22 protein-coding genes are annotated in these 19,778 nt (G+C 68.7%); 14 read left to right on the forward strand and 8 right to left on the reverse strand.

Annotated elements, in window-relative coordinates; all coding sequences use genetic code 11:
• Window positions 1–10: 10 nt before the first annotated feature.
• Window positions 11–202 (forward strand): CsbD family protein, encoded by a 192-nt coding sequence (locus tag P0084_RS08430; protein ID WP_308916389.1) that lies wholly within the window; start codon window positions 11–13, stop codon window positions 200–202.
• Window positions 203–329: 127 nt separating this feature from the next.
• Here P0084_RS08430 and P0084_RS08435 read toward each other — a convergent pair whose 3' ends face one another.
• Both P0084_RS08435 and P0084_RS08440 read right to left on the reverse strand, forming a co-directional pair.
• A complete protein-coding gene (locus P0084_RS08435; protein ID WP_308916390.1) occupies window positions 330–1,361 on the reverse strand; it encodes an ion channel in 1,032 nt (343 codons plus the stop codon).
• A 73-nt stretch (window positions 1,362–1,434) separates the two neighbouring features.
• Window positions 1,435–2,235 (reverse strand): MipA/OmpV family protein, encoded by an 801-nt coding sequence (locus P0084_RS08440; RefSeq protein WP_308916391.1) that lies wholly within the window; start codon window positions 2,233–2,235, stop codon window positions 1,435–1,437.
• A gap of 123 nt (window positions 2,236–2,358) precedes the next feature.
• Between P0084_RS08440 and P0084_RS08445 the strand changes: the two genes are divergently transcribed.
• From P0084_RS08445 to P0084_RS08485, 9 genes are all read left to right on the forward strand, one after another.
• Window positions 2,359–2,658, forward strand: a complete 300-nt coding sequence (locus tag P0084_RS08445; RefSeq protein ID WP_308916392.1) for a DUF1330 domain-containing protein — start codon at window positions 2,359–2,361, stop codon at window positions 2,656–2,658.
• 46 nt (window positions 2,659–2,704) lie between these two features.
• A complete protein-coding gene (locus P0084_RS08450) occupies window positions 2,705–3,145 on the forward strand; it encodes a tellurite resistance TerB family protein (RefSeq protein WP_308916393.1) in 441 nt (146 codons plus the stop codon).
• A gap of 84 nt (window positions 3,146–3,229) precedes the next feature.
• Entirely contained in the window at window positions 3,230–3,997 is a 768-nt protein-coding gene (locus tag P0084_RS08455; protein WP_308916394.1) for an ABC transporter ATP-binding protein, read from the forward strand.
• Window positions 3,998–4,029: 32 nt separating this feature from the next.
• Window positions 4,030–4,749, forward strand: a complete 720-nt coding sequence (locus tag P0084_RS08460) for a transporter substrate-binding domain-containing protein (protein WP_308916395.1) — start codon at window positions 4,030–4,032, stop codon at window positions 4,747–4,749.
• A gap of 65 nt (window positions 4,750–4,814) precedes the next feature.
• Window positions 4,815–4,973, forward strand: coding sequence for a type II toxin-antitoxin system CcdA family antitoxin (locus tag P0084_RS08465; protein WP_308916396.1), 159 nt, complete (start codon window positions 4,815–4,817; stop codon window positions 4,971–4,973).
• A gap of 58 nt (window positions 4,974–5,031) precedes the next feature.
• Entirely contained in the window at window positions 5,032–5,916 is an 885-nt protein-coding gene (locus tag P0084_RS08470; RefSeq protein WP_308916397.1) for an ABC transporter permease, read from the forward strand.
• Window positions 5,913–6,719: an ABC transporter permease subunit gene (locus P0084_RS08475; RefSeq protein ID WP_308916398.1), complete on the forward strand. Its 807-nt coding sequence runs from the start codon at window positions 5,913–5,915 to the stop codon at window positions 6,717–6,719. Before P0084_RS08470 ends, P0084_RS08475 begins: the two co-directional genes overlap by 4 nt.
• Window positions 6,716–8,047 (forward strand): glutamine synthetase family protein, encoded by a 1,332-nt coding sequence (locus P0084_RS08480; protein WP_308916399.1) that lies wholly within the window; start codon window positions 6,716–6,718, stop codon window positions 8,045–8,047. The genes P0084_RS08475 and P0084_RS08480 overlap by 4 nt, the downstream gene beginning before the upstream one ends.
• Window positions 8,048–8,211: 164 nt before the next feature.
• Window positions 8,212–9,282: an alpha/beta hydrolase family protein gene (locus P0084_RS08485; protein ID WP_308916400.1), complete on the forward strand. Its 1,071-nt coding sequence runs from the start codon at window positions 8,212–8,214 to the stop codon at window positions 9,280–9,282.
• A gap of 5 nt (window positions 9,283–9,287) precedes the next feature.
• Here P0084_RS08485 and P0084_RS08490 read toward each other — a convergent pair whose 3' ends face one another.
• Entirely contained in the window at window positions 9,288–9,935 is a 648-nt protein-coding gene (locus P0084_RS08490; protein ID WP_308916401.1) for a CAP domain-containing protein, read from the reverse strand.
• 109 nt (window positions 9,936–10,044) lie between these two features.
• On the opposite strand from P0084_RS08490, the gene P0084_RS08495 reads away from it, so the two are divergent.
• The 3 genes from P0084_RS08495 to P0084_RS08505 all read left to right on the forward strand — a co-directional run bounded on the left by P0084_RS08495 (window position 10,045) and on the right by P0084_RS08505 (window position 13,653).
• Entirely contained in the window at window positions 10,045–10,743 is a 699-nt protein-coding gene (locus P0084_RS08495; protein WP_308916402.1) for a type 1 glutamine amidotransferase, read from the forward strand.
• Complete coding sequence (locus P0084_RS08500; protein WP_308916403.1) at window positions 10,730–12,091, forward strand: glutamine synthetase family protein; 1,362 nt, start codon at window positions 10,730–10,732, stop codon at window positions 12,089–12,091. The genes P0084_RS08495 and P0084_RS08500 overlap by 14 nt, the downstream gene beginning before the upstream one ends.
• A gap of 290 nt (window positions 12,092–12,381) precedes the next feature.
• The gene (locus P0084_RS08505) at window positions 12,382–13,653 is read left to right on the forward strand and encodes an NAD(P)/FAD-dependent oxidoreductase (RefSeq protein ID WP_308916404.1); all 1,272 of its coding nucleotides are present in this window, start codon (window positions 12,382–12,384) and stop codon (window positions 13,651–13,653) included.
• A gap of 763 nt (window positions 13,654–14,416) precedes the next feature.
• Here the strand turns inward: P0084_RS08505 and P0084_RS08510 are convergent.
• Together P0084_RS08510 and thyX are read right to left on the reverse strand one after the other, a co-directional pair.
• On the reverse strand, window positions 14,417–15,703 hold the full coding sequence (locus P0084_RS08510; protein WP_308916405.1) for a hypothetical protein: 1,287 nt from the start codon (window positions 15,701–15,703) through the stop codon (window positions 14,417–14,419).
• 19 nt (window positions 15,704–15,722) lie between these two features.
• Window positions 15,723–16,589 (reverse strand): FAD-dependent thymidylate synthase, encoded by an 867-nt coding sequence (thyX, locus tag P0084_RS08515; RefSeq protein ID WP_308916525.1) that lies wholly within the window; start codon window positions 16,587–16,589, stop codon window positions 15,723–15,725.
• 527 nt (window positions 16,590–17,116) lie between these two features.
• Here thyX and P0084_RS08520 point away from each other — a divergent pair.
• Entirely contained in the window at window positions 17,117–17,551 is a 435-nt protein-coding gene (locus tag P0084_RS08520; RefSeq protein ID WP_308916406.1) for a VOC family protein, read from the forward strand.
• Window positions 17,552–17,686: 135 nt separating this feature from the next.
• Here the strand turns inward: P0084_RS08520 and P0084_RS08525 are convergent, their stop codons facing one another.
• The 3 genes from P0084_RS08525 to secF are packed head-to-tail and all read right to left on the reverse strand — an operon-like array spanning window position 17,687 to window position 19,777.
• Window positions 17,687–18,046 (reverse strand): Mth938-like domain-containing protein, encoded by a 360-nt coding sequence (locus P0084_RS08525; protein WP_308916407.1) that lies wholly within the window; start codon window positions 18,044–18,046, stop codon window positions 17,687–17,689.
• Window positions 18,047–18,069: 23 nt separating this feature from the next.
• Window positions 18,070–18,810: a sulfite exporter TauE/SafE family protein gene (locus tag P0084_RS08530; protein ID WP_308916526.1), complete on the reverse strand. Its 741-nt coding sequence runs from the start codon at window positions 18,808–18,810 to the stop codon at window positions 18,070–18,072.
• A 4-nt stretch (window positions 18,811–18,814) separates the two neighbouring features.
• Window positions 18,815–19,777: a protein translocase subunit SecF gene (gene secF / locus P0084_RS08535; protein ID WP_308916408.1), complete on the reverse strand. Its 963-nt coding sequence runs from the start codon at window positions 19,775–19,777 to the stop codon at window positions 18,815–18,817.
• Window position 19,778 lies beyond the last annotated feature (1 nt).

Genomic DNA, 19,778 nt, shown 5'->3' on the forward strand with positions numbered 1-19,778 from the left:
CTCCACAGCAATGGAGGACGACACCATGGCGAACGAACATCAGACCAAAGGCAAGGCCAAGGATCTCGGCGGCAAAGTGAAGGAAGAGGCCGGCGACCTGACGGGCAACGACGAGATGAAGCACGACGGCCAGGCCGACCAAGCCGAAGGCAAGGTCCAGAAGGGCTATGGCGACGCGAAGGAATCGCTGAAGGGCAACTGAGCCCCGGCATCGCCGCTCCCGTCGGGTGGCGGGGGCGGCCCCCTCCGCGTCCACTCGGGCGCGAACGTGCATCCCTGTCGGGACCCGGCAACGGTCGGGACCGACCGGTCGAACCGACCTATGCCCTTCACTCCTCCGAGCCGACGTATCGACGCACGATCTCCTGTCCCGTCTCGGAGGCGATGATGCGTAGCAACGCGGCGTTCAGGTCCTCCCGCAGCGGATCGGCCGTCGGGACGGCGAAGGACACGAGCACGGGATCCACCTGCGTCGTCGTGATCGCCAGTCCCGCCCCATCGGCGGCATGCTGCAGCACCGGCGCGGAGCCCAACGCCATCTCCGCCGCCCCGTCCCGCACGAGGGCGACCGCCTCCGCCGCATCGGCCACGACTCGCACGGGAATGGACTGCCGTTCCGCGTAGGCGGCGGCCGCGGTGTCGCGGGCGACCACCACGTCCCGGTCGCGCAGATCCTCGGGCAGGGACAGGGCTGCGTCGCCGGCATTCGCGAGCGTCACGACCGCGGCGGTCAACGACGCGCTGACGGCCAGCCCCATCAGCATCCACAGCATCGCCACCGCACGGCCCCAGAACGTCGCGGGCGCCTTGTCGCCGTACCCGATGGTCGTCAGCGTGACCCCGGCCCACCAGAATCCGTCGCCCAGACCGCGGGCGGGCGAGCGGTGGAACATGTCCTCGTTGGATCGACGCTCGATCGCCCACACGGCGGCGCCCACGGCCAGCAGCAGGACGGACAACCCCAGGATCAGGCGCACGAACTCCCAGGAGGCCAACCCCCGGACGACGGACAGGATGCGGCCCTCGCGTTCCGACACGACGCCCAGCGTGGCGGTATAGACCGGGTGGGTCAGATCGGCCGCAGCCTCCAGCGCGGGCGAAGCCTCCACCGGCAAGACGACGTCCATGCCCGCCTCCAGCCCCGAGGCCACGTCGTCGACGCCCGTGAAGACGGGCGCCAGTCCCAGATCGTCGGCCGCCAGGCGGAACAGGTCCACGGCGAGGCCCGTCCAGGATCCCCCCGCCCCTTCGATGGCGAACGGGGGCGCATCGATCAAGCCGATGGCGACCGGGGTGACGGTCTGGGCCGCAACGCCCGTCGTAAGGGCCGCGGTCAGGGCGAAAGAGAGAAGGATCCGCATGCAGACGAAGCGCGACAACGCGGTAGGGGTTCCCTTGCCAGCCGGCAAGGGGCCGCCCATGCCACGTCCGCGGTCAGAACCCGAAGGTGAACCGACGCGTGATGCCGATGCGGGCGCTGACGGTATCGTCGTCCTGAAGGATCGGGCTGTCCGCGGCGTCGCGCCGATACCGGTCGTAGCGCACGGCCGCGTCCACGCCCCAATCCTCGTTGAAGCGATAGCCGGCCCCCAACTCCACCCCGGTGGAGATCAGTCCGCCGCCGGGATCGAAGGACGTGAAGTTTCCGTTGCTGGCGATGGATTCCGCGCCCGACACCCCGAAATAGGTGTCCGCGTAATCGTTCGACCCGAAGAAGGCCCGCGGCCCCATGCGCAGGGTCAACTGATCGTTCGGACGGAAGAACACGTCGCCGCCCACTTCGCCGACCCAGGCTTCGTGGCCGATCACGCCGTAGCGCACCGCGCCGAAGACCTGATAGTCCCGCGTGCCATAGGCGAGGCCCGCACCCAGCTCCAACGACGCATCGACGTCGTCGAGGCCCGCAAGCTCCGCGTTGTCGTCGTCGTCGCGGTCGCCGACATAGCGGAGCGAACCGGTGACGCGGAACCCTTCGGGAACGTACAGAGGATCGGGGTTCCCGAACTCCAGCCCGCCCAAGCGCAGATAATTCAGCGAGAAGCCCAGATCCGCCGCGGCCTCCGCGCTGTCGGAACCGAAATAGTCCGGCCGCGCCGCCACGCCCGCGCGAAGCGTGAACCCGATCGCGGATCCGGCGCCCTGGGTCGCGACGGTGGTGGAAAGGGGGGCGTCCGCCGCCTGCTGCGCGGTGGCGGCGGTGGCGGTCATCAGCAACAGGGCGATCGGTCGGATCATGATGTGGTTCTTCGTCCGGTAGGGTCGGTGGGACTATGGTGCCTTTGCGGCACGACAGGTATCACGAAGACTACGCCGGGCAACGCGGAATGGTTGCATCGGCGCAAACGTGATGGGGAAGTGATGCCCAAGGGATACTGGATCGCGCATGGCAGGGTGGACGATCCCGCGGCCTACGACCTCTACCGTCAGGCGAACGCGGGACCCCTGGCCCGGTACGGGGGCCGGTTCCTGGTTCGCGGCGGCGCACGCGAACTGCGCGAAGGCGAGGCCAAGCCCCGCACCGTTGTGATCGAGTTTCCCAGCTACGCCGCGGCGCTGGCCTGCTACGACAGTCCGGCCTATCGGGCGGCGATCGCGCTGCGGCAGGGCATCAGCGCGTCCGATCTGGTCATCTGCGAGGGCTACGATCCCGACGGGTGACGACGCGGGTCTGGGCGGACGGGGATCGCGCGCCTATATCCCGCCCATGTTCGCAGACCTCCTACGCCGAATGACGGCCCCCGAACCCGAAACCCTGCCGGAACCGGACGCGCGCCTCGCGCTCGCCGCCCTGCTCGTCCGCGTGGCGCGCAGCGACGGCGACTACGCCACGGTGGAGGCGTCGCGCATCGACCGCATCCTCGTCCACCGCCACGGACTGTCCCCCTTCGAGGCCGCGAAGCTGCGCGGCGAAGCGGAGGACCTTGAGGCGGAGGCGCCGGACACGGTCCGCTTCACCCGGGCCATCAAGGACGGGGTGCCCCTGGACGACCGCATCGCCGTGATGAAGGCCCTGTGGGCCGTCGCGCTGGCCGACGGCGACCGCGACGCGGAGGAGGACGGCTTCCTGCGGCTGGTCGCCAACCTGCTGGGCATCAACGACCGCGACTCAGCCCTGGCGCGCCAGGCGGTCGATACGGGGCCCTGATCGTCCGATCCCGCATGCCCCGTTGCATTCCGCGGGGATTTGCGGCGTAAGCGTGCGGATCGCAGCCCAAGGCGCCCCGCCATCGTGCCAGACCCCGTCATCCAGATCACCGACCTGCACAAGTCCTATGGCAGCCTGGAGGTGCTGAAGGGCGTGTCGTTGACCGCGATGCCAGGCCAGGTCATCAGCCTGATCGGCTCCTCGGGGTCCGGCAAGTCCACCCTGCTGCGCTGCACCAATCTCCTGGAGGACAGCCAGGGGGGCGACGTCGCGTTCGAGGGGGAATCCGTGCGCTGGGCCGGCACGGGCCATGCCCGCCGCCCGGCCGATGCCCGTCAGGTCACCCGCATCCGCACGAACCTGTCGATGGTGTTCCAGTCGTTCAACCTGTGGTCCCACCTGACCGTGCTGCAGAACGTGATGGAGGCGCCGGTCACGGTGCTGCGGCGCGACCCCGCCAAGGTCGAGCCGGCGGCGCGCGACTACCTCGCGAAGGTCGGCATCGGCGACAAGTGCGACGCCTGGCCCGCGCAGCTGTCCGGCGGTCAGCAGCAGCGCGCCGCCATCGCCCGCGCCCTGTGCATGGAGCCGCGCGCGCTGCTCTTCGACGAACCCACCAGCGCCCTGGATCCGGAACTGGAGCAGGAGGTCGTGCGCGTCATCAAGGCCCTGGCCGCCGAAGGGCGGACCATGCTGCTGGTGACGCACGACATGGACATGGCCCGCGACGTGTCCGACCATGTCGTCTTCCTGCACCAGGGCCGCATCGAGGAGGAAGGGCCGCCCGACCGGCTCTTCGGGCAACCAAGCAGCGAAAGACTGCGCCAATTCCTGAACGCCACCGCGGCGTGAGGGCCATACCAACCAACCGGGAGACCACCACCATGAAGACCATCATCCTAGCCGCCGCGCTGACCGCGATCGCGGCTGCGGGCCACGCCCAGACCGTCCGCATGGGCACCGAGGGCGCCTACCCTCCGTACAACTTCCTCAACGACGCGGGCGAGGTCGACGGCTTCGAGCGTGCCGTCGGCGACGAGGTCTGCGCCCGGGCCGAGCTGACCTGCGAATGGGTCACGAACGAATGGGACAGCATCATCCCGAACCTGACCTCGGGCAACTATGACACGATCATCGCCGGCATGAGCATCACGGACGAGCGTGACGAGGTCATCGACTTCACGCAGAACTACTTCCCGCCCGCCGCCTCCGCCTACGTGTCGATGGACCCGGACGCCGACCTGACCGGCGGCGTCGTGGCCGCGCAGATCAACACGATCCAGGCGGGCCACGTCGCCGAGTCCGGCGCCACCCTGCTCGAGTTCGCGACCTACGACGAGACGATCGCCGCCGTCCGCTCCGGCGAGGCCGACGCCGTGTTCGCCGACAAGGACGCCCTAGCGCCCACGGTCGAGGAATCGGGCGGCGAGCTGTCCTTCGTGGGCGACGACGTGCCCCTGGGCGGCGGCATCGGCATCGGCGTGCGCGAATCCGACGGTGAGCTGCGCGACGCGCTGAACGCCGCGATCACGTCCATGAAGGAGGACGGATCACTCAACGAGATGATCGTCGAATGGTTCGGCGAGGACGCCAAGACGTTCTGAACGTGCCGGGGAGATCCGCGCGGCGCGATCGCCGGGCGGGTCTTCCCAGACCGAGGAGTTGACACATGGCTGAGACCAGGACCGTGGACGTCAAGATCGACGCGGACGAATTGGAGAAGGCCGGTCGTTACGGCATGGACTTGTCCGCGATCGCGAACGCCGCACCCATCCAAGCGGTCGAAGCGGCGCGGAAAACCATGACCGATACGGGTGAACCGAGATAGTGGCGCGGTATCGCCCCGAGTTCGGCATCTTTCCCGCCCGCGGCGGCATCTGACCCCCGTGTTCGCCTTCTGCGCCGACCCCGACACGCTGGACCCGGTCCGCTGGTTCGCCTGCTACCTGACCACCGGCAAGCATCAGAACTTCTATTGGGCGTTCGGGACCGTGTTCCTGCTCCTGGCCGTCACCGCGCCCACCGCGCTGCTCTTCGGCTTCGGGGGCGCCATCGCCGCGCGGTCCCGGATCGCGCCCCTGTCCTGGCTGGGCAAGGGCTACATCGCCGTCGTGCGCGGCGTGCCCGACATCGCGTTCTTCCTGTTCTTCGTGATCGCGCTGGACCAGGGCATCGAGTACCTGCGCCACGTCGTGCTGTGCCCCGAATGGACGGAACCCGTGCGCCAGGGCAGCGACTTCCTGGTCTGCAACGAGGCCAAGATGCCGCTCGGCGACTCGCCCCAATGGGTGCACGAGGCGTACGGCTTCGCCTTGGCCGTGCTGACCTTCGCCATCGTGTTCGGCGCCTTCGCGGCCAACGTGCTCTACGGCGCGATGCGCGCCGTCCCCAAGGCCCAGGTCGAGACGGCCGCCGCCTACGGCATGTCGCCGGGCCAGACCTTCCGCCGCGTGATCGTGCCCCAGATGTGGACCTTCGCGCTGCCGGGCCTCGCGAACCTGTGGATGATCCTCATCAAGGCCACGCCGCTCCTGTTCCTCCTGGGGGTGGAGGACATCGTCTATTGGGCACGCGAACTCGGCGGCGCGGTCACGCCGCGCTTCAGCAGCTATCCCCACGGCGACTGGACCTTCTGGTACTTCGCCGTGCTGCTGGTCTTCTACCTGTGCTTCACCAAGCTGTCGGAGGTCGTGATCGACCGCCTGACCGCCAACCTCGCGCGTGGCCAGGCCACCGCGGGGGGCGAGGCGCTGCGCAAGGGCATGGCATGAGCTGCGCGCAGACCGTCGCCGACTACGCGTTCCGCTCCCTGGGCTACGGCGAGCGCCTGTTGCCGCGCACGGACTTTACGCTCTGCCAGCAGTTCACGCTGATCGGATCGGGCATGATCTGGAACGTGTATTTCGGCGTCCTGGCCCTGTTCGCGGGCTTCGCGCTGGCCAACGTCCTGGCGCTGGGCAAGGCGTCCGCGAACCCCCTGATCCGCAAGCCCGCCGACTGGTTCGTGTTCGTGTTCCGGGGCAGCCCGCTCTTCATCCAGTTCTTCTTCGCATACTTCGCCTTCCTGGCCTTGAAGAATGCGGTCCCGGCCCTCACGCCCCTGTCGGGCGCGGCCCTGGGCGCCCTGGTCGTCCTGTTCTGCAACACGGCCGCCTATTCGGGCCACATCTTCCACGGCGCCCTGATGTCCGTGCCGAAGGGCGACCTGGAGGCCGCGGACGCCTACGGCCTGACGGGCTGGCACAAGTTCCGCCGCATCGTCTGGCCCACGCAGATGCGCCTGGCCTGGCCCGCCTACACCAACGAGGCGATCTTCCTGTTCCACGCCACCACGCTGGTCTTCTTCACTGGCTTCCCCGCGCGGCAGCAGAAGGGCGACGCGCTCTACTATGCCAGCTACTTCGCAGACAAGACGTTCAACCCCTTCGTCCCCTATCCGATCCTGGCCTTCTACTTCATCGTGCTGACGCTGGGGATCATCGGCGCGATGGGTCTGGTGAACCGCCGCCTGAACCGTCATCTGCCGGCCGAACGGCGCGCACGCCCGCGCGTCCGACCGGTCCTGATACGATGAGCTGGCTTCTCGAAAACCCCGACATCCATTCCGTGCGCGCCGCGGCCTGCGACCTGAACGGACAGGCACGGGGCAAGCGGTTCCCCCGCCGCACCGCCGCCAAGCTGGAACAGGACGGAACGCGCTTTCCCTTCAGCATCCTGAACCTCGACATCTGGGGCGAGGACATCGCCGACAGCCCCCTGGTGTTCGAATCCGGCGACGCCGACGCGCTGCTCAAGCCCACGGGCCGCGGCTACGTGCCGATGCCGTGGCTGGGCACGCCCACGGCCCTGCTGCCGCTCTGGATGTACCACGACGACGGGCGCCCCTTCGCCGGCGACCCCCGGCACGCGCTCGCTGCCGTGCTGGCCCGCTATGCCAAGCACGGCCTGACCCCCGTGGTCGCGACCGAGCTGGAGTTCTACCTCGTCGACGACAGCGCGGCGCAACTCCGGATGCCCGTCTCGCCCGTATCGGGCAAGCGCCGCCCGGGGTCGCAGACCCTGGCGATGAAGCAGCTGGACAGCTTCGACGCCTTCTTCACCGAGATCTACGACGCCTGCGACGCGATGGACATTCCCGCAGACGCCGCCACCTCCGAAACGGGCTTAGGCCAGTTCGAGATCAACCTGATGCACCAGCCGGACGCCCTGAAGGCTGCCGACGACGCCTGGCTGTTCAAGCTGCTGCTGCAGGGGTTGGCGCGGCGGCACGCCATGGCGGCCAGCTTCATGGCAAAGCCCTATCCCGACCATTCCGGCAACGGGTTCCACATCCACTTCTCCGTGCTCGATGCCGAAGGCGACAACGTCTTCGACGACGGCACCGCGCAGGGATCCGACCTCTTGCGCCACGCGGTCGCCGGATGCCTGGCGGCGGCGCCCGCCTCCACGCTAATCTTCGCGCCGCACGCGAACAGCTACGACCGCATGGTGCCCGGCAGCCACGCCCCCACAGGCCTGGCCTGGGGCTACGAGAACCGGACGGCCGCGATCCGCATCCCATCCGGCGCGAACGCCGCCCGGCGGATCGAGCATCGCATCGCGGGCGGGGACGTGAACCCGTACCTGACCATCGCCGTGATCCTGGCCGCCGCCCTCCAGGGGATCGAGGACGCCGCCGACGCGCCCCGCCCCGTGACGGGCAACGCCTATGGGATGGACCTGACACGGATCCCGGGGACCTGGGCCGACGCGCTGGACCGCTTCACGACCGACCCCTGGACCGAACGCCTGCTGCCGCGCCTGTTGATCGACAACCTCGCCCGCACCAAGCGGCAGGAGATGCGGGGCATCGCCGAGTTGGACGAGGCGGAAGTGACGGCCCTGTATCTCGACGTCGTCTGACGCGGGCATCCGCCGCCGGACCCCCTATCGCCGGTCCGGCACCCCTCCGGCCCCTTCCGATAACCCGATCCAGGACGTCCTCGATCCCGATACGGGACGCCGGGGCCGCGGCCCCGTCGCATGGTCGGTCCATCCAGATCAGGAAAGGACCGACCATGCCGACCGTGACCGATACCCTCGCGCGCTGCGTCCGCCTCGTGGGACGCGCCGCCGCGTTGTCCCTCGCCCTGTCGCTGCCCGCTGGCGCGGCGTCCGACCTCCCCGAACCGCCCGGCTTCGACACCGGACGGATCCCCGCCGCGGGCGACCGCCCCGCGATCGGATACCATCTGTGGTACCCCGCCCGCCCGGGTGGCATGGCGACCGTCGTCGGACGCAACGCGGTCTTCCGGGGAACCCCCGCGCGCCAGGGGGCGCCGTGGCCCGATGGACCGTTCCCCCTGGTCGTGGTGTCGCATGGCGGCGGCGGCAACGCGGGGCAGATGGGCTGGATCGCGGCGGCGCTGGCGCGGCGCGGCTATGCGGTGGCCCTGCCCAACCACCCCGGCAGCACCACGGGCGATGCTTCGCCCGAACGGGTCGTGCAGGTCTGGCGCCGCCCGCCCCACGTCACGGCCCTGATCGACGCGCTGCTGAACGGTCCGGGCCCCCATCCCGCCATCGACCCGGACCGCATCGCGGTGCTGGGCTTCTCGGCGGGCGGGACCACCGCCCTGTCGCTCGTGGGGGCACGCATCGATCCGGAACGCTTGGCGACGTTCTGCGACGACGGCGCCCCGGGCCTGTCGGACTGCGCGTACCTGGCGCGGGGGGGCGTCGACCTGCATGCGCTCGACCTGTCCGCCGCCGTCCGAAACGGGACCGATCCCCGCCTAGGCGCGGCGGTCGCCGTCGATCCGGGCCTGGCCCCGACCCTGACCGCCGACAGTTTGGCGCAGGTCGCGGTGCCCGTCCTCCTGGTGAACCTCGGCGAAGGCGATGCCGTACCCGCCGCCGTGCGCGCGGACCTCCTGGCACAGTCCATCCCCGGCGCCACCCACGCGACCGTGCCGGATGCCGACCACTTCTCGTTCCTGGGGACGTGCACCGAAGGGGGCGCGGCCGTCCTTCGGGCGGAGGGCGAACCCGATGCCCTGTGCCGCGATGGGACCGGCCGTCCCCGCGCCGCGATCCAGGCCGCGCTGGCGGACCGGATCGGCGCCTTCCTCGACGCGGCGCTGCCCCCGGACGAATGACCGCCCTAGCAGGGGCCGCCGACCAGCAGCACCCAATAGGTCTGGCCCTTGCCGTCCACCGACTTTGCCACGGCGGCGTCCCGCGCACGGTGATCCAGCATCGCGCGACGATGGGGGGCCGACCGCATCCAGGCCTTCACGACCGCGGCGCCCGACCGTTGGCCGTACGCGACGTTCTCCGCCCCGAAGCAGAACCCGTAACCGACCTGCGCCATGCGGTGGACGAACCGCTGCCCGTTCTTTCCGCGATGGGACATCACGCCGTTGCGCGCCATCCAGTCGGCATGGGCTTGGGCTGCCGCCTTCAAACGATGGTCGGCGCGAAGGGCGGGCAACCCGTGGGCGCGGCGCTGCGCGCTGGCCCGGGCCAGTGCATCGCCCGAATCGGCCGCCCGGGCCACGCCGGTCGCGCCGCTGCCCGACGAGATCCGCGCCTCGATCATGCTGCGGCTGGACAGGCTGGTATAGGTCAGGTTCCGCGTCGCCTGGACCTTGCCGAGGCTGAAGGGGATGTGCGCCAGCTGGAAGGGCGAGGCCGCGATGGCCGGGGCGGCGGGCACCAGCGCCACGGCGATCGATAGAAGGATGGAACGCAACCTGCGCAGGGACATGGGAACACCGGCGATCTGAAATGACGTAAGCAATGCGGTCACCTTGCCGTTGGCCCGTGACGACGGGTCGATGGAATGGAGGCGAAACCGCGCCTTGCCCGCTCAAATCGCAGCGAATACGACGAGGTTAACGCATCGCGACGGAGCATCCATGCGCCTGGGCATCCTCATGGCGGGTCACCCGCCAGATCGGCTGAAATCCGCTTACGGGGATTACCGCGACGCCTTCGCCCGTCTGCTGGACGGCCATGGCTTCGACTGCGTGGGCTACGACGTGGAAGGCATGCGGTTCCCGGACGGCGTCCACGACTGCGACGGCTGGCTCATCACCGGATCCCGGCACGGCGCCTACGAGGATCACGCCTTCATCCCGCCGCTGGAACGCTTCGTGCGCGACTGCGTCGCCGCCGACGTGCCGATCGTGGGCATCTGCTTCGGGCACCAGCTGATCGCGCAGGCCCTGGGCGGGCGCGTCGTGAAGTATCCGGGCGGCTGGGTCGCGGGGAAGCGGGACTACGACACCGCGGCCGGGACCCTGCGCCTGAACGCCTGGCACCAGGACCAGGTCGTCGCGCGCCCCGACGGCGCCACCCCCATCGGGTCCAGCGCGTTCTGCGAGAACGCGATCCTGTCCTATGGCCGCCGCGCCTGGACGATCCAGCCGCACCCGGAGTTCACGGACGACTTCACCGCCGACCTGGCGGAGGAACGCCGCGACGGCCCCTATCCCCCCGGCATGATCGACCAGGCCATCGCCACCGCCCGCCGGGCCGAGGGCACGGACAGCGACCGCATCGCCGCCGCCATCGCCGCCTTCCTGAAGGACAGGGCCGTCCATGCCGCCCTCTGACTGGCTCGCCCAGGCCCCGCAGCACGCCCGCGACTACCTGCGCGACCGCCGCCTGGACGAGGTCGAGTGCGTCGTGGCCGACCTGTCGGGCATCGCCCGAGGCAAGGCCATGCCCGCCGCCAAGTTCGCCACGCAGACGCACTTCCACCTGCCGGCCACGATCTTCCAGCAGACGATCACGGGCGACTGGGCCGACGACGGCGACGCGGCCTTCACCGAACCCGACATGATCCTGCGCCCAGACTATACCACCGCGCGGGCCGCGCCCTGGACGGCCGACTGGACCGTGCAGGTCATCCACGACATGGCCGACCAGGCGGGCGACCCCTATCCGGTCGCGCCCCGCAACGTCCTGCGCCGGGTCGTGGCGCTCTACGAGGCGCGCGGCTGGACCCCCATCGTCGCCCCGGAGATGGAGTTCTACCTCGTCGCCCGCAACATCGACCCCACCCAGGACGTGCAGCCCCCCCTGGGGCGGTCCGGGCGGCGGGCGGCGGCGCGCCAGGCGTACTCCATGTCCGCGGTGGACGAGTACGGCCCCGTGATCGACGACATCTACGACTTCGCGGAAGCCATGGGGCTGGAGATCGACGGCATCCTGCAGGAAGGCGGCGCGGGCCAGATCGAGATGAACCTCCGCCACGGCGACCCCGTCCGCCTGGCCGACGAGATCTTCTACTTCAAGCGCCTGATCCGGGAGGCAGCCCTGCGCGCCGACTGCTATGCCACCTTCATGGCCAAGCCCCACCAGGACGAGCCCGGGTCGGCCATGCACATCCACCATTCCGTCGTGGACACCGCGACGGGCCGCAACCTGTTCACCGACGAGGGGGGGCTGGAAACGCCCGCCTTCCTCCACTTCATCGGCGGCATGCAGCGCCACCTGCCCAGCGTCATCGCGCTGCTGGCGCCTTACGTGAACTCCTACCGTCGCTACGTCCGGGACTTCGCCGCACCCATCAACCTGGAATGGGGCCGCGACAACCGCACCACGGGGCTGCGCGTCCCCGTCAGCACGCCCGAAGGCAAGCGCGTCGAGAACCGCATCGCGGGCATGGACTGCAACCCCTATCTGGGGATCGCGGCCAGCTTGGCCTGCGGGTACCTGGGCCTGGTGAACCGCATCGACCCGGCCGCGCAGTTCACCGGAGACGCCTATGACAGCGGGGGCCGCATCCCCCGCGACCTGTCCACCGCGCTGGACCTGTTCGCCGCCGCCACCGAGATACACGAGGTCCTGCACCCCCACTTCGCCCGCATCTACGCGGAGGTGAAGCGCATGGAGAACGGCGCCTTCCTGCAGGTCATCTCGCCGTGGGAGCGGGAGCACCTGCTGTTGAACGTATGAACCCCGAATACCTCTGGGCCGGTGCGCGGGTCGCAGACCCGCAGGCCCCGCGCCGGACCGGCCCGCAGGGTCGGCGCGATCGCTACCTCACCGCGGACATCACGGTTCGGATGCATGCCGCACCATAAACGACCAGGCCAACACCGTCGCGGCGCCACCCCTCCGGTCCGCCGCGCGGCCTGCTCCCACCACGCCCCGGGCTCGACCCGGGGCCGCGACGATCTCGATCGAACCGGTCCGCACGACCCCTGGGGGCCCCGGGTCGAGCCCGGGATGCGGGGACCCGCTCGATGACCTCGTCCCACGCCAACGGCGACCGCTCCTGGCTCCACGCCAACGGCGACGACGGCACCTATCCCGCCACGTTCTATGCCCACGGCAAGGCGCTGCCCCCGCCGCGCCCCCCGCTCGACGGCGACGCCCGCGCCGACCTGTGCGTCGTGGGCGGCGGCATCACCGGCCTCAGCGCCGCCCTCCACGCCGCGCAGGCCGGCCTGTCCGTCGTCCTGCTGGACGCCCAGCGCACCAGCTGGGGCGCGTCGGGGCGCAACGGGGGGCAGGTGGGCTATGGCTTCAACTGGTCCGACGCCACCCTGCGCGCCAGGCTGGGCCCCCGCGCCGACGCCGCCATCGCCCTGGGGGCGAGCGCCATCCCCCTGACCCGCGCCCTGATCGCCGCCCACGCGCCGGAGGCCGACTTCCGCCCCGGCATCCTGCACGCGGCCCGGACCGAATCCGCGTTCCGCGCCCTGCGGCGGGACGCGCCGGGGGCGGAGGCGCTGGACCGCGACGCCCTGCGCCACGCCATCGGCTCCGACGCCTATGCAGGCGGCGTCGTGGAACCGGAGGGCGGCTGGATCGACCCCCTGGCCTATGCGCTGGGCTTGGCCCGCGCGGCCGAAACGGCCGGCGCGGCGATCCACGAACGCACCCGCGCCACCCACGTCGCCACCGGCACCGTTACGACCCCCACCGGCACCGTCGCCGCCCGCCACGTCGTGCTGGCCACCAACGGCTACGACCGCCTGCTGGGCGCACAGGCCGCCCGCGTCCTGCCCATCAACAACTTCATCGCCGTGACCGGGCCGGGCGTCAGCCCCATGACCCGCCCCCTGGCCGTGGCCGACGACCGCTTCGTGGTGAACTACTTCCACCCCACCCGCGACGGGCGCATCGTGTATGGCGGGGGCGAATCCTATGGCCGCCGCTTCCCCCGCGACATCCGCGACCGCGTCCGCCGCAACCTGGCCCGCGTCTATCCCGCCCTGGCGGGGGTGGACCTGACCCACGCCTGGGGCGGCACCCTGGCCGTCACCGCCACGCGCCTGCCCTACCTCGCCGAGCCGATCCCCCGCGTCTTCGCGACGGGGGGCTATTCCGGCCACGGCCTGGCGATGTCCGCCCTGTGGGGCAAGCTCTGCGCCGACGCCGCGACGGGCGACCGCGCCGCCTTCGACGCGGGCGCATCCCTCCCCGTCCCCGCCCTTCCCGGGGGCCGCGTGCTGGGCCCATGGATGGCGCAGGCGGGGATGGTCTGGGGCGCGGTGATGGACCGGCTGTAGCGCCGTAGGGTGGGTGAAACCCACCGCATCCCGCCGTGAGAAATGTCGAACAGCGGTGGGTTCCACCCACCCTACGCCCCATGCGCCGTCATCCTCGGGCTCGACCCGAGGACCTCCCACCGCGACGCGCCCCCGCCGCACCATGCGCCCCGCGCCGCAGGCGCCCCAAACGAAGGACGCGCCCGGGGGACCCCCGGGTGGGTGAGGCGACCGTCATGCCGGGGGCATGACGCGACGCCGAACGCCCGCCCCTCCCCGGCCTTGAGCCGGGGCCTCAATCAACCGAGCGCGCCATCACGACGTATCGAGACAACACCAAAGGGTAGGGCCGGGGGCTTCACCCCCACCTCGGCCGGGGGCCGCCCTCCTCATCAGGGCACGACGCCACCCAAACCCACGCCTCTCCCCGGCCTCGAGCCGGGGCCTCGATCAACCGAGCGCGCCATCACGGCGCATCGAGACACCACCAAAGGGTAGGGCGGGGTTTCACCCCGCCGTGAGCGAGGCACGCACGGACCAACCGATCACGGCGGGGTAAACCCCGCCCTCCATGCGTCACGGGATCCGTCCGACCAAGCCCACCACGCCCCGGCCCCGAGCCGGGGCCTTGCCCCACCGAACACGACGCCTCGCGACGGAACACGCCAGACGTCCGTAGGGTGGGTGCAACCCACCAAATCTCAGCATTCCAGATATCAGACGACGGTGGGTTTCACCCACCCTACGCCTAATCACAGTTAATCGTTAATATACAAAGCTACAGCTAGGAGAAATTCATTCCAGCCGCATCGTCGCCGAAGTGGATTAACACCTTATCGTCATCAGCCTGAACGCCAGAGCATTCGTAGTCCACCCCAACTATAACCCGCTTTCTTGTATTCTCTGGTAACCTTGTCTTTTCTCTAAATTCTTCAAATGTGATTTCTCCTGCTAGATAACGCTGGAGAACATTTCTACTCACTACCGCGGTCTGACGATCTCCGGAATAGGATTTTATAGATTGTCTAACCTCTGAATGTCTGATTTTTCGCTCCGGTTTATACTCACCCGCAAGGGTAGAGTTGGAAGATTGATAAGGCCCGTACGATACAGAGGGTAGATTGTGCAATGCGCGCTCTATTAACAAGCAGCATTCATCTGGAACGCCCTCCCGGCACAATATGTTAATTGATACCTCGCGCTTTCTCTTCTCACGGAAACCTTCCTCTACCCAAATAAAAACAATAATATCCAAAGACTTGTTTTTTCGTAGATAGTGTTCGGCTACATCCTTCGGGGTATAACTACCGCCACGGTTAGGCTTCCGCCCGTAAACATCCACTGCGCGAGAACGCCGGAACGGCTTCTTAATCCACTCTGAGCCACCGTCGCAAACCACAGCAATCTTCACAAATGATCCCCAGGCTCCTTCCATCTGCCTGCCTGCGGTCTTCAACGCTTGATAGAGCCTGTTCCTTTCGGCGTCCCATACCTCATCGGGCATATCGACATGCAGTTTTCCTACATTCTTAGGGCGAACTGATAGAGTCAGTCTATTCCTACCTTTATTAATGTCTATCGAACCACTTGCGCCATTCTCCACCCACCTATATAAATGGTCTCTTATTTCTTGATCCAATTCGAATTCGCCGGTGATACCCGAGTATCTCATTGGCCACTCAAGGTAGCTATTGGCCCGAATGTATAGATCGGGGAGAGCTAACTTCTCTGAGCGTATATAGTTTTCAATGATGTTCAACGCTCTCAGCAATCGTTGCTCATCGGTGAGCACTTGTCCAAAAATAGTCTTCACCTCTACCAAGACAGGTTCAGCTATTCCATTGATGTCAAAACATGCTTCCGGCACCGATCGAGCCATCCATGAAGGATACGGCTCTGATATGTTAGCTGATTGCGAAATACTCCAGATAACTGCTAACTCCCATAGAGCGCTGTAAACACCGTCCGCATTGGATAAATAAGATAGACGACTGATAAGATCGTGCTTATTCTCAGAAGGAATATCAATTTGATTAAGCGCTTCCTGCGCCCATCTTCGCGAGAAAATCATTCCGTTATTGAATAGTGAGTCACCCCACCACCCCCATAAACTCCCGCCACTCCCCCACGCTCATCCCACTCGTCTCCTGCGTCACCTCTTCCCCCGCCACCATCCGCCGCACGCACTCCACCCCCCGCGCCGACAGCTGCGCCCCGCCCAACCGGTAATCCTCGAACGCCGCGTACGCCGCCGGCACCCAGTCGGCGACGATCCCGCACAAGGCCTCCGCGTAGACCCGGATCTCGTACTGCGCGTGGGCGTCCGCGCGCAGGCGCAGGAAGTGGAACAGGTTGTGCAGGTCCACCTTCCAGTACCATTGCGTGTACACGTTGGCCGGCAGGTTCATGCGCGCCAGCTCTCGGGCCAGCCCCTGCTGCCCGTCCTGGGAGATCATCGCCTCGTAATGGTCGTAGGCCCGATCCGCGTCCTCGCGCAGCCAGTCCAGCACGCGCGCGGCCTCCGCCCCCTCCAACGCCGCACCCCGGCCCTGGTTGTTCACCACCGACTGCGCCGCCAGGTGCGAAGGCTCGGGGATATAGAACTCCCGGTCCAGGATCGAATAGCGGGCGGAATACTCGTTCACGTTGGCGGTGCGGTGGCGGATCCATTGCCGCGCCACGAAGACGGGCAGCTTCACGTGCAGCTTGACCTCGCACATCTCGAACGGCGTCGAATGCCAGTGCCGCATCAGGTAGCGGATCAGGCCGGTGTCGTTCTGCACCGACTTCGTGCCGCGTCCATAGCTGACGCGCGCCGCCTGGCAGATCGCCGCGTCGTCGCCCATGTAATCCACGACCCGTACGAAGCCGTGGTCCAGCACGGGGTGGGGCGTGTACAGATGCGCCTCCATCCCCGGGGCGGTCGCGCGCAGGGTGGGCTGCGGGTCGGCGCGCATCGCGGCCGCGTCGTCCACCCCGGCGGTCGCGGCATCGGCGTTCGGTTTCGCGTGCGTGTTCATGGCCCTGCCCCCATCGGTTGCCGTGCCACACCCTAGCGCGCCCGCCCCGATTCGGAGAGTCCCGCGGGAGTTCCGCCCCCCGGTTTCCCCGCCCCGCGGCAGGACGGCGACAGCCGGGGCGGCGTCCCCGCATCCGCACGGGGGCGAAGGACCGGTCCCGCCAGGGACGGGACGATCCGGGGGACCCGGCCGGGGTCCGAAGCGCGGGCCGCCCGAGCGGCCCGCCGGACCACCCCCCGCACGCAACGGTCCCGCGACACGAGCCCGACGCAACGCGCGATCCGGATGTGCCCGAACGTATGTACGGGGGGTGCACGGGGGGTGTACGGGGGGTGTATCGACATTTCCGCAGGGGCGGCGGCACATTCCTCCCGCTCCGCGCGCGGGCGCACGGAATCACCGCCCCTACCGCGGGCACCCCGGCCCGTGTATTCCGTGTCCGATCCGCAACGGAAGGACACGGAATGGCCATCGAATACCTCCACACCATGCTGCGCGTGAAGGACCTGGACGCGGCGCTCGCCTTCTGGACGATGCTGGGCCTGGTCGAACGTCGCCGGTCCGAGAACGAGGGCGGGCGCTTCACCCTGGTCTTCCTGTGCCCCCCCGATCAGGCCGACGGTCGGGCCGACGTGGAGCTGACCTACAACTGGGACGGCGACGACGGATTGCCCAGCGATTCCCGGCACTTCGGGCATCTGGCCTACCGCGTGGACGACATATATGCGACCTGCCAGGCGCTGATGGATGCGGGCGTGACGATCAACCGTCCGCCGCGCGACGGCCACATGGCCTTCGTGCGCAGCCCCGACAACCAGTCGGTCGAGTTGCTGCAAAAGGGCGACCCCAAACCCAAGCAGGAGCCCTGGGCCAGCATGGAGAACACGGGACACTGGTAACGGGGGCTTAACCGCTCCGCCCCAACGTGGCGGGTCGTCGGCGCCCCCGTCCCGGGCACCGCCCGGACCCGCCCGGTGGCGATCCCCAAAGCGGTCTCCGCGACGACGCCAAAAAAAATGGCGGTTAACCGTCCGTTAACCCGCCTCCCCGACCGGCAGCACGGCCGCCGCCACCCGCCGCCCTTCGCCCACCAGGACGTTGTAGGTGCGGCACGCGGCGGGCGTCTGCATCGCCTCCAACCCGATGCCCGCATCCTCGCACGCGACGCGCAGGTCGCCGGGGGGATGCGCGATCTCCGCCCCCGTGCCGTACAGGATGACGTCCACGGTCCCAGCCAGCGCCACCAGGGCGGATGCCGTGCCGTCCCAAGGGGTTACGGTCATCCCGTGCACCAGTTGCGGCCCCCCGTGGACCAGCCCCCCGATGCGGAAGAACCCCGGCCCGTACCCGTCGAAGGGCTGCACCCCGTCATAGCTCGGCTCGCTCAGATCCATGCCCCGCACCTAGGCCGCGCGCCTCAGTCCAGCAAGGGCAGCCCCGCCACCACGGCCGCCCCCACGACGGCATAGGCGATCCCCCGGTACACCCGCTCCGCCCCCGGCCGGAACAGCGCCATCCCGATCATCGTGCCCCCGACATACGGCCCGATCAGCACCGCCCCCGCCACCAGCGCGGTCCGGTCCAGCACGCCCTGGACCCACAGCATCGGCAGCAGCGCGGCGTTCAGGATCGTCAGGAAGCTCGCCAGGTTCGCCCGCATCCGCACCGCCCGGTCGCCCGAGGCCAGGGCGGTGACGATCACGACCGGCCCCAGCAGCCCCGTCGCCCCGCCCAGCACGCCGGCCACGGCCCCCACCCCGAGGCGCGGCCCCATGCCGGCCCCCAACCGTATCGTCCAGCCCGCGACCGTGGCCACCAGGGTTCCCGCGATCAGCAGGCACATGGCCCAGCGCAGGGGCGTGGGGTCGACATGGGCCAGCATCCAGATGCCCGCCGGCATCGTCACCGTCGCGGCCCCCACCATCAGCAGCGTCGTGCGCTTGTCCGCCTGCGCCCAGGCCCGCGGCAGCATAGTCACCACCGATCCCAAACCCATCACCGCAAGGGCCGCGACCGCCCCCTCGGGGCCCAGGATCGCGGCGGCGACCGGAATGAAGATCAGCGCCGTTCCGAACCCCGCGAAGCCATAGACTACACCGCAGGTCAACGCCGCCAGCAGCAGCCACGGCAGTCCCGGCAGGGCCAGGACCGCGTCCATCACGTCAGGCGTCCACCGCCCCGAACTGCGTGCCAGCGTCGGGCTGCTTGGGGTCGCGGTCGACGCCGAGCATCAGCACCACGTTCTTGGCCACGTAGACCGAAGAGTACGTGCCCACGATCACGCCCCAGAAGATCGCGAACACGAAGCCGCGGATCACGTCGCCCCCCAGCACCAAAAGGGCCACCAGCGCCAGCAGGGTCGTGCCCGACGTCATCAGCGTCCGGCTCAGCGTCTCGTTCACGGACCGGTTCATCACGTCGATCAGGGGGGTCTTCTTGTACTTGATCAGGTTCTCGCGCAGCCGGTCGAATATGACGACCGTGTCGTTGATCGAATAGCCGATGATCGTCAGGATCGCCGCGATGGTCGCCAGGTCGAACCGGATCTGCAACAGGCTGAACACCCCGATCGTCAGCACGACGTCGTGGATCAACGCGGCGATCGCGCCCACGCTGAACTGCCACTCGAACCGCAGCCAGATATAGATCAGGATCGCGCCCAGCGACGCCGCCACCGCGATCAGCGCGGTGGTGATCAGCTCGCCCGACACCTTGGGCCCCACGGATTCGACGGATGGGAACGTGATGCTGGGGTCCACCCCCTGCAGGGCGGCCTCCACCGCGGCGATCGTTTCGGGCGTGACCGACTCCGCGCCCTCCTGGGCCTGGATGCGGATCTGGGCCACGTGCTGGTCGGGGGCGAAGGTGGGATCGAACACCTCCGATATCACCACGTCGCCCAGCTCCAGGGGCGCGATCGCGTCGCGGTACGCGCCCACGTCCACCGCCTGCGTGCTGTCGGTCCGGATGGTCGTGCCGCCCAGGAAGTCGATGCCGAAGTTCAGCCCGACGATCAGCCAGATCGCGATGGCGCCGACCATCGCCACCAGGGACGCCCCGAAGGTCCAGTGGCGGTACTGCATGAAGTCCCAGTTGGTGTCCTGGGGGACCAGGCGAAGGCGCATG

Source organism: Jannaschia maritima (genome assembly GCF_030973515.1).
Taxonomy (GTDB): Bacteria; Pseudomonadota; Alphaproteobacteria; order Rhodobacterales; family Rhodobacteraceae; genus Jannaschia; species Jannaschia maritima.

Coding starts and splice junctions, on each gene's coding strand:
- P0084_RS08430 (WP_308916389.1), top strand. CDS start 11: ATGGAGGACGACACCATGGCGAACGAACATCAGACCAAAGGCAAGGCC.
- P0084_RS08435 (WP_308916390.1), bottom strand. CDS start 1,361: ATGCGGATCCTTCTCTCTTTCGCCCTGACCGCGGCCCTTACGACGGGC.
- P0084_RS08440 (WP_308916391.1), bottom strand. CDS start 2,235: ATGATCCGACCGATCGCCCTGTTGCTGATGACCGCCACCGCCGCCACC.
- P0084_RS08445 (WP_308916392.1), top strand. CDS start 2,359: ATGCCCAAGGGATACTGGATCGCGCATGGCAGGGTGGACGATCCCGCG.
- P0084_RS08450 (WP_308916393.1), top strand. CDS start 2,705: ATGTTCGCAGACCTCCTACGCCGAATGACGGCCCCCGAACCCGAAACC.
- P0084_RS08460 (WP_308916395.1), top strand. CDS start 4,030: ATGAAGACCATCATCCTAGCCGCCGCGCTGACCGCGATCGCGGCTGCG.
- P0084_RS08465 (WP_308916396.1), top strand. CDS start 4,815: ATGGCTGAGACCAGGACCGTGGACGTCAAGATCGACGCGGACGAATTG.
- P0084_RS08475 (WP_308916398.1), top strand. CDS start 5,913: ATGAGCTGCGCGCAGACCGTCGCCGACTACGCGTTCCGCTCCCTGGGC.
- P0084_RS08480 (WP_308916399.1), top strand. CDS start 6,716: ATGAGCTGGCTTCTCGAAAACCCCGACATCCATTCCGTGCGCGCCGCG.
- P0084_RS08495 (WP_308916402.1), top strand. CDS start 10,045: ATGCGCCTGGGCATCCTCATGGCGGGTCACCCGCCAGATCGGCTGAAA.
- P0084_RS08500 (WP_308916403.1), top strand. CDS start 10,730: ATGCCGCCCTCTGACTGGCTCGCCCAGGCCCCGCAGCACGCCCGCGAC.
- P0084_RS08505 (WP_308916404.1), top strand. CDS start 12,382: ATGACCTCGTCCCACGCCAACGGCGACCGCTCCTGGCTCCACGCCAAC.
- P0084_RS08510 (WP_308916405.1), bottom strand. CDS start 15,703: ATGATTTTCTCGCGAAGATGGGCGCAGGAAGCGCTTAATCAAATTGAT.
- thyX (WP_308916525.1), bottom strand. CDS start 16,589: ATGCGCGCCGACCCGCAGCCCACCCTGCGCGCGACCGCCCCGGGGATG.
- P0084_RS08520 (WP_308916406.1), top strand. CDS start 17,117: ATGGCCATCGAATACCTCCACACCATGCTGCGCGTGAAGGACCTGGAC.
- P0084_RS08525 (WP_308916407.1), bottom strand. CDS start 18,046: ATGGATCTGAGCGAGCCGAGCTATGACGGGGTGCAGCCCTTCGACGGG.
- P0084_RS08530 (WP_308916526.1), bottom strand. CDS start 18,810: ATGGACGCGGTCCTGGCCCTGCCGGGACTGCCGTGGCTGCTGCTGGCG.
- secF (WP_308916408.1), bottom strand. CDS start 19,777: ATGCGCCTTCGCCTGGTCCCCCAGGACACCAACTGGGACTTCATGCAG.